Origin of the sequence: Kribbella sp. NPDC051137, from assembly GCF_040682535.1 — a bacterium.
Taxonomy (GTDB): Bacteria; Actinomycetota; Actinomycetes; order Propionibacteriales; family Kribbellaceae; genus Kribbella; species Kribbella karoonensis.
Genome location: NZ_JBFBBI010000001.1, coordinates 823066 through 837486 on the forward strand (window position 1 = coordinate 823066; position 14421 = coordinate 837486).

The window sequence follows — 14421 nt, forward strand, 5'->3', positions numbered from 1 at the left end:
TCCACCGACTACTCCGCGCAGCGGGCACGGCGGTATCGCCCCAGGCGTCGCCTGGCGGCTCGCTGGGCTCGGCCGGTCTGGCTCTGCTGTCGGACCGCTCACCCCAGCCAGGCACGGCCCCCGGCGGAGCAGTCCCGGCAGGCACGGCCCCCGGCGGATCGGCCCAGGCAGGCACGGCCCTCGGCGGAGCAGTCCCGGCAGGCACGGCCCCCGGCGGAGCAGCCCCGGCAGGCACGGCCCCCGGCGGATCGGCCCAGGCCGGGCGGGCCACGTGGGGTTTGCCGTTGGTGATGGTGATGGTGATGGGGCGGGGTGGGTTGTGGGTGGTCGAACTGGAGGGGCCGGGGCTATGCAGGTCGTCGGGGCGATCGGGGCACGGTGGATTTGTCGTGGGCGGGTGTTGGGTACTCGGGGCGGCGTGCCTCTGCCCCGGGGTGGGGGGGCGTGTGGCCGGTCCCGGGGTGGTTCAGAGGGTGGCGAAGGGTGGTGGGCCGGTGGATGGCTTGGTGGGCGTGCGGGTGCCCCAGACGGCGAAGCGGGCTGCGGCGGTGAGGGTTGCTTCGTCGGCCTTCCAGCGGCTGGTTTGTGGGGCGGGTGCAGGGGTGTCGTCCCAGGGGTCGGCCGGCGGTTTGCTGGGCTTGGGCGGTATGCGGGTGTTGTCCGGGTGATCGGGGCGTGTTGATGCGCCGACGGGCTGCGCAGGCGTGTGCGGTACGTCGGCAGGCGGTCGCTCGGCCCGTCTCGGCGCGGCCGGTGGCGGCTCGGTGGGTGGCGGCTCGGGGCGGGCGGGGTGCTGCGCCGGGTTTGGGCAGGGCTGTGCGCTGAAGGTGGCTGAGGAGTTGGCCGAGGTGGGGTGGGTGGTGCTTCGGGTGGGACAGGTGGTGGTTGGCGTGGCCGACGTGGGTTGGCCGGTGGTTGGGGTGGACCACGTGGGTTGGCCGGTGGTTGGGGTGGACCACGTGGGTTGGCCGGTGGTTGGGGTGGCCCACGTGGGCTGGGTGGTGGTTGGGGCGGAGTAGGTGGTGGTTGGGGTGGCCCAGGCCGGGCGGGCGACGTGGGGTTTGCCGTTGGTGATGGTGATGGTCCAGCGGTTGTTGTGGAGGTCTACGTGGTGGCGACGGCAGAGCAGCGCCAGGTTCTCTACTGAGGTGGGGCCGCCGTCGAGCCAGGAGGTGAGGTGGTGGGCGTCGCACATCACCGGGGGTGCCGCACAGACGACACAGCCGTGGTCGCGGGCGATCAGGGCGTGGCGGATATGCCGGGTGACCAGCCGTTCACGACGGCCTACGTCCAAAGGTTCGGAGTTCGACCCCAGCACTAGTGGGATCACGTTCGCGTCGCACGCCATACGACGGATGGTGCCGGCGGACAGGTCGTCGCCGTAGATGGTTTGGCCGGTCGCGTGCGCGGTCGCCGAGCGGAGGTCGTCGAGGTCGATGGTGACGGTGATGTTGGCTTTGGCGCCGTGGCCGGCGGTGTCGGTGTCCCAGGCGTTGGCGGCGACCGTGAGGGCGGTGGTGAGGGCGTCGGCCTGGCGTTTGTCGCGGGGGCGGGGATCATGCTCGCCGTCGGCGGTTTTGTGGGGGCGGGCGCCGGTGTGGACGATCGCGCGGAGGAGTTCGGCGTTCTCGTTGGCCAGGAAACCGGTGAACTTCACCCCGTTATCCGCGGTGCGCAGGGTCAGGGACTCCCGCGCGTACGCCTTCTGCTCTTCAGGTTCGGGGCCGTCGAAGTCGATCCGGTCACACAGCTGTTTGGCGGCGGTGCGGAGTTCCTTGGGACTGTGGGTGGCGGCGAGGCCGACGAGTTGGTCCTCGGTGACGTCGAGGACTTCTGTCGCGACGCGGGAGCGGACGCGTTCGAGTTCGGTGATGATCGCGGCCGCCTGCGCGGGCTGCAGCGGAAGTACCGTCCCGTCGGCCGATTCGATGCCGTGGGTGAGGGCGGTGTCGACGGCATTGTATTTGGGCAGGGCGCGGGCCAGGCGGACGTCGCGCCAGACCTCGGCGCGGTCGCGGCGGTGGCGCAGGGTGAGGAGTTCGACGGTGTCGCGGGCACCGGCCTCCTGGGCGAGGCCGTCGGCCTCGGCGCGGGCGATCAGCTGCAGGCGGATGCCTAGGAGCCGGTTGATGTCGGCGTCGACCTGGTCCAGGGCGGGCAGCACCTCGTGATTGCCGATGGCAACCACTGAGCGCCCGCCGAGAATGTCCATGACCAAACTCTAGACGGCGCCTCCGACAGTTTTCACAGCCGGGATCGCCTTGTTTTCAAGGAGATTAGTTATCCACAGATATCGGGGTGGACCTCGGCTTGCATTCCCGGTCGGCTGTGGAAATCTCACCCCGGTCCGTCCAGAAGGCCTCGACCCTGTCTCGACACCAACGCGCGGACGGGCGCTTCGCCCTCAGCTTGCGAAGAGCAAATCTCCTGCGCGGACTCGGCCACACGTCGGACACTCATACGGAGGCGCCCGGCGTCCACGGACCTGGCGGGGTGACGACAAGCCGCCCGTCGGTCTCGCTGAAGGCTGACGTCGGATCGGCGGCCCGGCGAACCCCGCCATGAGTTTGCTGTCGATGACTTGCCCTTGTTCGTCTGTCGAACACAGGGTGAGAACGACGCCGGACTCACGGCGCATGCCCAACGTGGACAGCGAAAGCGCCCGCCCTGGTGGAGATGTACAGCGTGTCCGCTAACGAGCACATCCAACCCCACGTCGTACTCGATGGTGGCGACGTAGTGGGTCACGACCGGGTGAGAAGGCGTAGGACGATGTGGGTCACGACGGGGTGAGGAGGCGTAGGGCGATCAGGGCGTAGGCACGAGCCGCGGTGACGAGTTCGGCGATGGCGACCGATTCGTCGGCGCGGTGGGCCTGGGTGGTGACCGAACCGGGGCCGAGGACGACCACTGGTACGTCGAGATCGCGGGCGATGTAGCCGCCGTCGCAGGCCGCGGTCCAGCCGGCGAGGGGCATCGGTGGACCGCCCGCGTCGAAGCGGGCGGCTTCGGTCACGCGTACCAGGTCGTGGTCCTCGGGCGTCTCGAAGGCGGGCATCTCCATCGGCATCGAGAGTTCGACGGTCAGCCCGCGGTCCTCCAGCCGGAGCGCGCCGACGCGTGCCGTCAGGTCGGCGAGTACCTCGGCGGGAGACTCGCCCGGGAGGAGCCGGCGGTCGGCGACCACCACGCACTCGGCGGGGACGATCGAGCCGCCGGTCCCGCCGTTGATCTGGCCGACGCTCCAGGTCGCCGGGCCGAGGAGTGGATGCGGGGCCCGGGCGAGTTCGGCGTGCAGGCGCTCGATCTCGGCGACCACCGCGGCCGCGCCGTAGATGGCGTTCGCGCCGCCGTCCGGGTTGCCCGCGTGGGAGGCGCGACCGTGGACCGCGACCTGCAGGTACGAGTCGCCTCGCGCCGCGATGATCGTTTGCAGATCGGTCGGCTCGGCCGTGATGCACCCGACGTAACGGTGTTCGGCCCCTGTCCTTTCTGCTTCAAGTCTATCCGCCGGCGAACTGGTCGGGCCGGAGTTATCCACAGAGGAGTGCCGGGTGGCCTCGATGAAGGCGCGGATGCCTTTGCCGGTTTCCTCTTCGTCGACGACCGCGGCGAGTTCGACCGGGCCGCTGAGGGTGGTGCCGCGGAGGGCCGCGAGGGCGGCCAGCGCCGCGGCCAGACCGCCCTTCATGTCGGAGGCGCCGCGGCCGTAGATCCGGCCGTCGCGGACGAGGCCGCCGTACGGGTCGACCGTCCAGCCGTCGCCGAGCGGTACGACGTCGGTGTGGCCGAGCAGGAGCAGCCCGGGACCGTTGCCTCCGGCAAGCGTCACCGTCACGTTCTCGCGGCTGGGCTCGACGACGGCCGCCGCCACGTCCAGGTCGAGGTCGCGTGCCGCGGCGGTGAGGACAGCCACCGTGGCGGCTTCCTCGCCGGGCGGGTTCTGGCCGGGTGCGCGGAGCAGGTCCTGGGTGATCCGGACCAGCAGCTCCTCGTCGATGCGGTCCAGCACCTTCTGTTCAGCGGGCGTCAGGCTCATGCCCACCCACCTTAGAGGGCATCGCGCGAGGTCAGAGGCCGTTGCGGAAACCTTCGCGCCACGAGGCGTAGCCGGGCTGCCAATCGAACGTCGACTTGGCGAGCACGTTCGAGGCGCCGCGGATCTCGGTGAAGGCCGCCACCCCGACGTCGCCGACGGCCAGCCGGCCGATCCAGGACGGGATGTGCCGCGGTGCCTTCGCGCCGAGGATCCTCGCGAACTCCGGCAGCCAGACGGCTGCCTGCGCCGGGTCGTCGTCGGCGATCTGGAACACGCCGGTGACGTCGCTCTCGACCGCCTTCACGGTCGCGGCCGCCGCGTCGTCGTAGTGGATGAACGACCAGACGCCGGTGCCGTCGCCGATGATCGGGAGCCGGCGCTTCTGGATCAGCTCCACCATCGAGCCGCCCTTGCCGAGGTCGGCCGTCGGGCCGTAGAAGTTCGCGTACCGGAGCGCGACGCCCTCGAGGCCGTCGGCGTTCAGGACCGCGGACTCGAGATGCTTGATGCCGGCCATCGTCTGCCGCTGCGCGGGCGCCGGGGCCGGGTCGAGCGGGTCGGCCTCGGTCTTGGTGGCGGATCCGCCGTGCTGCAGGTTCCAGCCGGCGTACGACTGGACGACGAACCGTCGTACGCCGGCAGCTTGTGCGGCGACAATCAGATTGTCGACACCCGACGTGCGGAGCTTGTTCGTCAGCGCGAAGCTGTCGTCGAAGTGCTTGAAGTCGATCCCGCCCTTGAGCGCGGTCATCTGGTGCACGACCACCTCGGGGCGGACCGACAGTACGGCGGCGCGTACGGCGTCCGCGTCGAGACCGTCGGCGAGTACGACGTCCGCACCGAACGCCCGCACGCCGGCCGCGCCGGACTCGGACCGGATCATCCCGGTCACCTCGTGCCCGGCCGCGACCAGCTGCGGTACCAGAGACCGGCCCAGTCCGCCGGTCGCTCCTGCCACCAAGACCTTCATTTCGTCCTCCGTCGTCGATGATTACAACCCGGAGGACACGGGTCGGCTCAGCTTTGTGACATCGCGTCCGAAACTGCCGTGAACTCGGTCGGCCCGAAGGACACGTTGAGCTTCCCGTCGACCGTCATCACGCCGTCCGCGACCCGGCAGGTGAGGGTCGCGACGAACGGCGTCTCGACCCAGCGGAACGTCGCGACGAACGCGTCGCCGTCGCCGAACGCGCTGGTCAGGATCCGCTCACCGGTCTCGGGGCCGGCGTCGCCGACCGTGCCCGGCGCCTGCTGCTCCTGCCACCCGCCAGCGGCGCTGACTAGTTCGTGGCTCCCGCCCTGCGCATCCTCGAAGGTGAACGTCCCGGTGCCGTCGACGTCCAGCCGGACCGCGGTGAGCCCGACCGGGTTGCGCCCGGCGAAGCGGTACATCTGCCCGTCGCCCGCCACGGGGGTGGCGCCGGTCGGTGGCGGCAGCTCGAGCTGCTCCGGGCGCGGCGTCGCCGAGACCTCCTTGCCTTCGAGCGCCGGCAGCAGGTAGTCCCAAGCCGTGTTCAGGATCGCCTGCATGTCGCTGGTCGCGCTCGTCGTGACGAGCACCGCGTCGTACTCCGGGAACACCAGAATGAACTGCCCGAACGCGCCGTCCGCGCGGTACGTGCCGTGCCGGCCGCGCCAGTACTGGAGTCCGTACCCCTGCTTCCAGTCCGGGTTCGCCTCGGCATCGTTGGGGACCTGCTTCGAGGTGGCGGCCTCGTACCATTCGGCCGGCACGAGCTGCCGGCCTTCCCATGCGCCGTGCTGCAGCATGAGCTGCCCGAAGCAGGCCAGCGACTCGGTGTTCAGGCTGAGCCCCCAGCCGCCGACGGTGATGCCCTCCTTGGACACCTGCCAGGTCGCCTCGGTGGCGCCGAGCGGTTCGAACAGCCGCGGACGCAGGTAGTCGAGCAGGTTCTCGCCGGTGAGCCGCTGGAGGATCGCCGACAGCATGTACGTCGCGCCGCTGTTGTAGACGAACACGCTGCCGGGCTCGTGCTCGACGTCGAGGCCGAGGAAGATCTTCACCATCCGGCGGTCCCGGCTGAGCGCCTCGACGGTGTCCTTGGAATGGCCGGTGGTCATGGTCAGCAGGTGCCGGACCTTCATCGCGGCCAGGTTGTCGCTGATCGTCTCCGGCAGCTCGTCCGCGGTGAAGAACGAGATGACCGGATCGTCGACTGTCAACAATCCTGCATCGACCGCGAGGCCGACCGCCGTCGACGTGAAGCTCTTCGACACCGAGAACAGCAGGTGCCGCTCATCGAGCCGGTACGGCGCCCACGCGTCCTCCAGGACCACGTGTCCGTGCCGCACCAGCATCATTGTCTGGATCTCCGGCTGCCCGGCGTCCAGCGCTCCGACGAAACTGCCGAGCGCGGCCGCGGACAGACCCTGGGCTTCTGGCGTACTCCGTGGAAGTCTGCTCACCGACAGCACGCTATCTCCCCGAACGGACAAACATCAGGTGAGTTCTGCCAGCCGAGCGGCCGTGATCGTCAACCCGGTGAAGGTCGACGGCGACGAGTTCCGCAGCACGGTCCAGAAGGCCCTCGCTGATCGCGGTTTCACCGAACCGCTCTGGCTCGAGACGACCGCGGACGACGCCGGGTCGGCGATGGCCCGCCGCGCGATCGACGACCACGTCGACCTGGTGCTGGTCGCGGGCGGCGACGGGACCGTGCGGGTGGTCTGCGCCGAGTTGGCACGCACGGCGATCCCGGTGGCCGTGCTGCCGGGCGGGACCGGGAACCTGCTGGCCCGCAATCTGGGGATCCCGCTCGAGCTCGAGGAAGCGCTGACGGTGCTGCTCGACGGCCCGGAGCGCCGGATTGACAGCGTGCGGGTCGAGGGAGACCAGTTGCCGGCCGACCGCTTCATGGTGATGGCGGGACTCGGGCTGGACGCCGCGATCATCGACGACGCACCCGACGAGCTGAAGAAGCACCTCGGCTGGGCGGCGTACGTGATCTCGACGCTGAAGAACCTGAACCATCCGTTCGTCCGGGTGCGGATCACGGTCGACGACCGGCCGCCGGTCCGCCGTCGCGCGCGCACTGTGGTGATCGGCAACGTCGGCACCCTGCAGGCGAACATCCCGCTGCTGCCGGACGCCGTACCCGACGACGGCCTGCTCGACCTGGTCGTCCTCGCGCCGCGCCGGATCAGCCACTGGCCACGCCTGGCGCTGGGGCTGGTGATCAAGTCCTGGCGCGAACGGCATCTCGAACGGTTCACGGGCCGCCGTATCGAGGTCCGGGCGGACCGGGCGGTACGCCGGCAGCTCGACGGCGACACCGTTTCCGACGGCGCCACGCTGGTCGCGGAGGTCGACCCGTCAGCTCTCGTGGTCCGGGTGCCGTGACGGTTGTACGTGGGTGAGCTTGTCCGGGTTGACGATTCCGTGGATTGTCGACACTCGACTGTCGACGATGGTGAAGGACCAGATCGCGATCGTCCGGTCGGTCCGGTCGTGGACCCGGAGCGCCGGCTGGCCGCCGACGTGCACGATCTCGACCGTCAACGTCCCGAGCCCCTTGAACCCGGGCGGCCGGCCGGCGGCCTCCGGAGCGGTGAACTTGCCGAACGAGCCGATCACCAGCCGAGCGATGTTCAGGGCGCCGTGGATCGGGCGGGGGAAGCCGCCCTTGCCGCCGCCGTCGCCGGTGAAGGTGGCGTCCGGGGTGAGCAGCGCGACCAGGCCGTCGAGGTCCCCGTCCTCGGCCGCGGCGACGAAGCGCCGGAGCAACTCGTCGCGTTCGTGCGGTGACGGGTCGAAGCGCGGTCGATTGTCGGCAATCCTACGACGGGCACGGACGGCGAGCTGGCGGCAGTTCGCGGGCGTCTTGCCCAGGATCGCGGACAGCTCGTCGTACGAGTAGCCGAACACGTCGCCGAGCAGGAACACCGCACGCTGGTCGGGGGAGAGCCGCTCCAGGAGGACGAGGAACGCCGTGGACAGCGAGTCCGAGAGGGCGGCCCGGTCCGCGAGGTCGACGTACTCGTCGACGGCCGGCTCCGGGAGCCACGGCCCGAAGTACTGCTCCCGCTGCCGCCGTGCCGACCGCAGCTGGTCGATCGCCAGCCGGGTCGTGACCGTGGTGAGGAACGACTTGGGCGAGGTCACCGCAGGCTCGCGGTGTAGCCGCAGGTACGCCTCCTGGACGACGTCCTCCGCGTCACCGAACGTTCCGAGCATCCGGTACGCGATCGACAGCAGCAGCGGTCTGAGTTCCTCCATCACATCCATCTCAGACGATCGAGTCATCCTCCCTGTGACAGTCTCCTCCACTGTCACAGACCGGATTGCCCGATCGTCTGCAATCTGCATGAACACAATCGTCTGGATCTTCACCGGCGCGCTGGGCGTGGTCTTCACGATCTCCGGCGTCCTGAAGGTCACCATGTCCCGCGATCGGCTGATCGCCACCGGTCAGACCGGGATCGCCCCGTTCCCGATGCCACTCGTCCGTCTGGTCGCCGTCTGCGAGCTGCTGGCGGTCGCCGGCCTGTTCGCGCCGTGGCTGAGCGGCACCGCCCGCGTCCTCACCCCGCTCGCTGCGGTCGGCCTGTGCGTCGTGATGGTCGGCGCCGCGACCTCCCACTCGTCACTCCGCGAGCCGCGGTCCACGGCCGCCAACACCGTCCTGCTGGCATTGGCGGCCTTCGTCGCCGCGGCGCGCTTCGCCGCGCTCTAGCGTTCTGAGTCGGAAGTTCGCCGATCTCAGGGCACTAGTGCTGGACCAGTACGGCGACAGTCCGCGGCGGCACGGTCGCCGTGCCGGTGCCGGACGACCAGGTGGTCCGCTTGACCACTTGGTCGGACCCGGAGGCTTGGACGGGGGACAGGCTCAGGTTGGCGCCGCTCAGGCCCGGGATCTGCTGGGTGACAGCGGCGTTGGTGGAGTTGAACACGACCACGACGCCCTTCAGCGCCGGGTCCAGGTCGGGGCCGACCGTGTCGTCGATCCGCATGGTGATCACCCCAGGCGTCGTACCGCTGACCGGGAAGCTCAGCTTCTGGTTGATCAGCGCCGCGGACCCCAGCCGGAACAGGGGAGTGGAGAACCGCAGCTTCAGCAGATCGTCAGCGGCCGCGGAAGCCGTCGCCACGTCGGCCGCCGTCGGCTTCAGCGCAGGGTTCGCCAGGAGCGGCTTCATGAACGGCCACTTGGCCTCGTTGTCGGCCTTCGGCGGCAGGCCGTGTCCGAACCCGTTGTCCGCGCCGGTCCAGTCCAGCGTGTTGAACCAGTCGCCGGAGTCGTACGAGTTGCGGTCCAGTGACTTGCTCCGCAGCAGGTCCGCGCCGGCGTGCCAGAACGACGGCGTCTGCGCCAGCGCGGTCGTCGCCAGCGACAACGTGTTCATCCGGATCCGGTCCGGCATCGGCAGGTCCGTGGGCAGCTTGTACGTCAGCGTGTCCCACAGGGTTTCGTTGTCGTGGGCATCGACGTACGTCACCACTTCGTCCGGCTGGTCGGCGTACCCGGCAGGCGATCCGTTGTAGTCGATCTGGTCGCCGCGGACCTCCGACCCCGACGCTACCGACTTGAAGGTGAACGACCGCAGGTTCCCGGCCAGGCCGAGCTGTACGAGGTCCGTGTCGTGCGCGAGCCGCTTGGCGCGATCGGCCGGCGTACCGTTGACGGCCGCACCGTTCGGGTCGCTCGCCTCGCCGGAACCGAAGCCCTGGATCCGCGGGTCGTCGTCGAACGGGCCGCCGCCGCGGACCGCGTCCCGCAGCCGGTCGGAGAACGTGCCGATCCCGGTGCCGCCGAGGTTGCCCTGCCGGGCCTGGACGAACAGTGCGTCGTTCGCGACCTCGCCGAAGTTCCAGCCCTCGCCGTAGAGGTAGATCGACCGGCCGTCGACGCCGTCCTTCGCGAGCGTCAACTTGTCCAGCGCGGCGCGGATCTTCAGCATGTTCGCCTTGGTGTGGTGGCCCATCAGGTCGTAGCGGAAGCCGTCCACGTGGTAGTTGCGCGCCCAGCTCACCGTGCCGTCGACCATGATCTTCTCGGCCATGGCGTGCTCGGTGGCGATGTTGCTGCAGCAGGTCGAGTTCTCGACCTTGCCGGTCGCGTCCAGCCGCTGGTAGTAGCCGGGCACGATCTGGTCGAGCACCGACGTCGGTGCTTCACCCGCGGCCGGAGTGTGGTTGTAGACCTGGTCGAGTACGACGCGGAGCCCGGACTTGTGCAACGCGCCGACCATCGTGCGGAACTCCGCTACCCGCGGCAGGCCGTCCTTCTGCGTTGCGTAGGACCCTTCCGGCGCCAGCCAGTGGTACGGGTCGTAACCCCAGTTGAAGCCGTCCTTGGCTGCCACGGCAGTCACACAGGCCTGCTGCTGGTCGGAGTCGGCCGGCATGGACTTCAGGTCGCAGGCAGGGGTCTGCTGGTTGGTCTCGGGGATCGAGGCGATGTCGAAAGTGGGCAGTAGGTGCACCGTGTTCAGCCCTGCCGCGGCCAGCGACCGCAGGTGCTTCGTACCGTTGCCGTTGTCCGCAAACGCCAGGTACGTACCGCGGTGTGCTGCGGGCACGGTGCTGTCGTTGATGGAGAAGTCCCGCACGTGCAGCTCGTAGATCGTCGAGTCGACCCCGCGGGCGAGCTTCGGCGACGGTGTGGTTGTCCAGAGCGCCGGCTTGCCCGCCACGTCGTTGAGGTCCGCCGCCACCGAGTACGTCGAGTCGGTCGTCAACGCCACCGAGTACGGGTCGGTGACAACGTTCTTCTCCACCTTTCCCGTACTGGGCGCAAAGACCGTCACCTCAAAGCGGTACGAAGCGTTCTTCCACGATCGGGGCCCTGTGACGATCCAGGAACCATCCGGGTTCCGGTGCATGGCTACAGCATCGGAGCCGACCAGTAGGCGGACGTTTTGGGCTGTGGGAGCCCAGACGGTGAAGGTGGGTTTGCCTGCTTGCCATGTGACGCCGTAGGAGCGGTTGACCGCACTGCCGTACACATCGTCGAGTACACCGGGGATCTGCACGCCAGTGGCATCCAGCAGACGGCCTGTGTCGTCGTACTGCGCCAGACCGAGCTGGCCAGTCAGGATCTTGCCGACGTCAGCGCGGTCCAGGCGCAGCGTGGTGTAGCCGGGTTTGACCTCGGTCGGGTCGTACCGCAATGCCGCCGACGAGCCGCCGATGTCGTCCGCGTCCACCTTCAGAGCACCGCTGTCCGACCAATGCAGCCGCCAGCGGTACCGCTCCGGGTGGTCACCGGCAGGTACGGCGAGTGTGTCGCGGTTGAGCCAGTACGCCTTCGCCTGGCTGAGGTCCGGCTGTGCACCGGGCTTGGACGTCGTCACCGTGAACTGGTGGGTTGCCAGCACGTACGAGAACGTGACGACGAGTCCGTCGCTCGGTACCGAGACCGGGACGTTCTGAGCCGGGTAGCTCTCGTCCCAGGACAGGTTGTGTGCGACCTTCGCCTCATAGTTGCCCGCCTTCAACTCGCTCGTGGACCAGGTGTAGGTCCCGTCGCCGTCCTCGTCGGTCAACCAGGGTCGCATGCAGGACGGGTCCCAGTCGGTCGGGCAGCCCAACGCGGTCTGGAACGAGCCAGGCGCCGTGATGATCGGGCCCTCCGCGCTGGACGTGGCGTAGTGCCGCCCGTGCTCGTAGTAGAACGTGACGGGCCCGCTAGGCGCGGTGTATGAGATGTTGGCGCCGTTTGCGACACCACCGGCACCGTAGTTCTCATCCCAGCTCTTGTTGACGGCAGCCTTGTACGCGTGCTCGCCGGCCGGAATGGTGTACGTGCCCTTCCACACGTTGTCCTTCGGGTCCAGCTTCAGCTGCGCCTGGTCGCAGTCCGGTGACCAGTCCGCCGCACAGCCCATCTCACTGTTGTGGTCACCCGGCACGGACACGTTGTTCGGCTGTACGACGGGGCCGGTAGAGCCGCCGCCACCTCCTGGCGCTGTAGCGTCGCCCACCACGCCGTACGAGTCCGAGACCGAGTAATTGCCCGAGACGTCGCGGAGAACGGCGCGGTACTCGAGGAGCGTGCCCTTGTCCAGCCCGCTGACGTCCTGGAAGACCCGGTACGGCGCGTTGTCGTCGGAGCCGAGCCGCTTCCACTGCGTTGTGCCCACGGGGCGGTAGCCGAAGGTCACGGTGGCCGGTGTGTTCTCCGGGACCGCAGCCGCGATCTCAGCACGCCCACCGACTGTCGCACCGAGTTCCGGCGAACTCATGTAGACATCAGGCGCCTTGGCGCGCGGCGGGACCTTGTTCTGCGCCTGGTACACCGTCACAGACAAGGGCGCCTGGCTGACGACAACACGGCCCTCACGGTCGGTCTTGATGGACCGGGAGCCGCCATAGACCGGCTTGAGCCACGTGTTCGGGCCGTACGTCGGTACGGTCGCGGACGCCGTTGCCTTCGAGTTGTTCGCCACCACCAAGTACTCGACGTTGTCGCTGCCCAGCCGGCTGAACGCATACAGCCCGTTGTTGTTGGACGAGTACCTGTTCACCTGACGGCCGTCCGACAACGCCGGGTACTTCGCCCGTAGCTGCGCCAGTGCGGCGATGTGCTTGTACATGGGCGTGTTGACGTCGTACCGGTCCTTGCTGCCGATCGTCGTCGTACCCGTGCCGTCAACGACCTCGTCGTCCGCATAGTCGGCGGTCTTGGTCGCAAACATGTCCTGCCGGGCGTCCTTGTCGCCGCCGGCACCGGTGAAGCCCTGTTCGTCGCCGTAGTACACCACCGGCTGCCCGCGGGTCAGGTACATCAGGGAGTGCGCCAGCTCGTCCCGGGCGAGCAGATCCTGACCCGACGCACCACCTTGCTTCAGGAACGTGCCTACACGCCCCATGTCGTGGTTGCCGAGGAACGTCGGCAGCTCGTACGCGTTCGAGTCCGTGTCGGTGTAGTAGTCGTCGTCCGCGTAGAAGTCCTGCAGCTTGGTACTCGGGTCGCCCTTCGCGTACGCCACGGCGTTCTGCTGGAACCCGAAGTCCAGGGTCGCCTGCAGGTCGCCCTTGGTCGTGTACGTCGACATGAACTGCGGGTTCGCGTCGTACACCTCGCCGAACATGAAGAAGTTCTTCGCGCCCGCACCACGCGCCGCGGCCAGGATCGCCGGCGAGAACTTCTGCCAGAACTCGATGTTGACGTGCTTCACGGTGTCGATCCGGAACCCGTCGATCCCGAACTCGGCCCAGGTCTTGTAGACGTCGATCATCCCGTCCCGGACCTTCGGCTGCTCGGTGAACAGGTCGTCCAGGCCGGAGAAGTCGCCGTACTCCGCACTCTCGCCGGCGAAGGTCGAGTCGCCGCGGTTGTGGTACAGCGTCGGGTCGTTCAGCCAGGCCGGCACCTTCACGGTCTCGTCGGCCTTGCTGTGGAAGATCGGCACGTTCGGGAACGAGGTGTTCCGGTCCAGCGCCGGGAACGTGTCGCCGGCCGCGTACTGCCTGTCGTCGAAGACGTTGCCCTGAGCATCCTTGTACGGCGTGGTGGACTTCGGGATGTACCCGTGGTTGCCGGACTGGTAGTCGATCACGTCCGCGGTGTGGTTGGTGATGATGTCGAAGAAGACCTTCATGCCCTTGCGGTGCGCGAGGTCGATCAGCCGCTTCATGTCCGCGTTCGTGCCGAGGTGCGGATCGATCCGGGTGAAGTCCGTGATCCAGTACCCGTGGTACCCGGCGCTCACATCCGCGCCCGAGCCCTGCACCGGGCGGTTCTTGAACGACGGCGTCAGCCAGATGGCCGTCGTACCCAAGGACTTGATGTAGTCGAGCTTCTGGATCACACCGGCCAGGTCGCCGCCGTGGTAGAAGCCTTTGTCGGTCGGGTCGAGCCCGGTCTGCAGGCGGTCGCCGGTGAGGCCGCCGGCGTCGTTCGACCTGTCGCCGTTCGCGAACCGGTCCGCCATCAGGAAGTAGAAGCGCTCCTTGGTGAGGCCTTGCCGCAGACTGGGCGTCGCGAGCGCCTTGTCGGCGGCCGTCACCGTAGGACCAGCCAGGTCGACCGGCTTGATCGTTACGACGTGGCTGGTGTCGTTGTAGCTGAATTGCAGCTTCGCCGGGCCTTCGATCCGGAGCGGGATGTTCTGCCCGTTCAGCACTCCGCCCGCGCCGTAGTTCTCGTCCCAGCTCTTGTTGACGGCGACCTTGAACTCGTAGGACCCCGCCGGTACGTCGAAGACCTTTGTGTACGGCGCACTGCTCCCGAGACTGGTCGCGTCGCAGCCGGGGTCCCAGTCACCCGCACAGCCCAGCTCACTCTGTAGTGACCCGGCGAGAGTGATCACCCGCTCGGCCGCCGGCGCCGGTGTCGGAGTAGCCAGTCCCAGTACTACTACCGCGGCCGCTGTGAAACCTGCCGTCCAACGCCTGAACCCGCGCATCAAGCACCCCT

General features: G+C 68.6%; 8 protein-coding genes. 2 read left to right on the forward strand and 6 right to left on the reverse strand.

What is annotated here, in order from left to right:
• Positions 1–466: 466 nt before the first annotated feature.
• From AB0M51_RS03935 to AB0M51_RS03950, 4 genes are all read right to left on the reverse strand, one after another.
• On the reverse strand, positions 467–2212 hold the full coding sequence (locus AB0M51_RS03935) for a DUF222 domain-containing protein (protein ID WP_363748003.1): 1746 nt from the start codon (positions 2210–2212) through the stop codon (positions 467–469).
• A 567-nt stretch (positions 2213–2779) separates the two neighbouring features.
• On the reverse strand, positions 2780–4039 hold the full coding sequence (locus AB0M51_RS03940) for a M20 family metallopeptidase (protein WP_344201367.1): 1260 nt from the start codon (positions 4037–4039) through the stop codon (positions 2780–2782).
• Positions 4040–4070: 31 nt separating this feature from the next.
• Entirely contained in the window at positions 4071–5009 is a 939-nt protein-coding gene (locus AB0M51_RS03945; protein ID WP_344201364.1) for an NAD(P)-dependent oxidoreductase, read from the reverse strand.
• A 47-nt stretch (positions 5010–5056) separates the two neighbouring features.
• Entirely contained in the window at positions 5057–6466 is a 1410-nt protein-coding gene (locus tag AB0M51_RS03950) for a serine hydrolase (protein ID WP_344201361.1), read from the reverse strand.
• Positions 6467–6503: 37 nt separating this feature from the next.
• Here AB0M51_RS03950 and AB0M51_RS03955 point away from each other — a divergent pair, with 37 nt between their 5' ends.
• Complete coding sequence (locus tag AB0M51_RS03955; RefSeq protein ID WP_344201358.1) at positions 6504–7400, forward strand: diacylglycerol kinase family protein; 897 nt, start codon at positions 6504–6506, stop codon at positions 7398–7400.
• Here AB0M51_RS03955 and sigJ read toward each other — a convergent pair.
• Entirely contained in the window at positions 7374–8441 is a 1068-nt protein-coding gene (gene sigJ / locus AB0M51_RS03960; RefSeq protein ID WP_363748006.1) for an RNA polymerase sigma factor SigJ, read from the reverse strand. The genes AB0M51_RS03955 and sigJ overlap by 27 nt on opposite strands.
• Between sigJ and AB0M51_RS03965 the strand changes: the two genes are divergently transcribed.
• Positions 8365–8733, forward strand: coding sequence for a DoxX family protein (locus AB0M51_RS03965; RefSeq protein ID WP_344201356.1), 369 nt, complete (start codon positions 8365–8367; stop codon positions 8731–8733). The two genes, sigJ and AB0M51_RS03965, sit on opposite strands and share 77 nt — an antisense overlap.
• 34 nt (positions 8734–8767) lie before the next feature.
• Here the strand turns inward: AB0M51_RS03965 and pulA are convergent, their stop codons facing one another.
• The gene (pulA, locus tag AB0M51_RS03970; protein WP_344201353.1) at positions 8768–14410 is read right to left on the reverse strand and encodes a pullulanase-type alpha-1,6-glucosidase; all 5643 of its coding nucleotides are present in this window, start codon (positions 14408–14410) and stop codon (positions 8768–8770) included.
• Positions 14411–14421 lie beyond the last annotated feature (11 nt).

Bases quoted from the DNA above. Each gene is read 5' to 3' on its own strand.
- AB0M51_RS03935 (WP_363748003.1), bottom strand. From the start codon at position 2,212: ATGGACATTCTCGGCGGGCGCTCAGTGGTTGCCATCGGCAATCACGAG.
- AB0M51_RS03940 (WP_344201367.1), bottom strand. From the start codon at position 4,039: ATGAGCCTGACGCCCGCTGAACAGAAGGTGCTGGACCGCATCGACGAG.
- AB0M51_RS03945 (WP_344201364.1), bottom strand. From the start codon at position 5,009: ATGAAGGTCTTGGTGGCAGGAGCGACCGGCGGACTGGGCCGGTCTCTG.
- AB0M51_RS03965 (WP_344201356.1), top strand. From the start codon at position 8,365: ATGAACACAATCGTCTGGATCTTCACCGGCGCGCTGGGCGTGGTCTTC.
- sigJ (WP_363748006.1), bottom strand. From the start codon at position 8,441: ATGGTGACCTTCAGGACGCCGGAGATCGTGAAGACCACGCCCAGCGCG.
- pulA (WP_344201353.1), bottom strand. From the start codon at position 14,410: ATGCGCGGGTTCAGGCGTTGGACGGCAGGTTTCACAGCGGCCGCGGTA.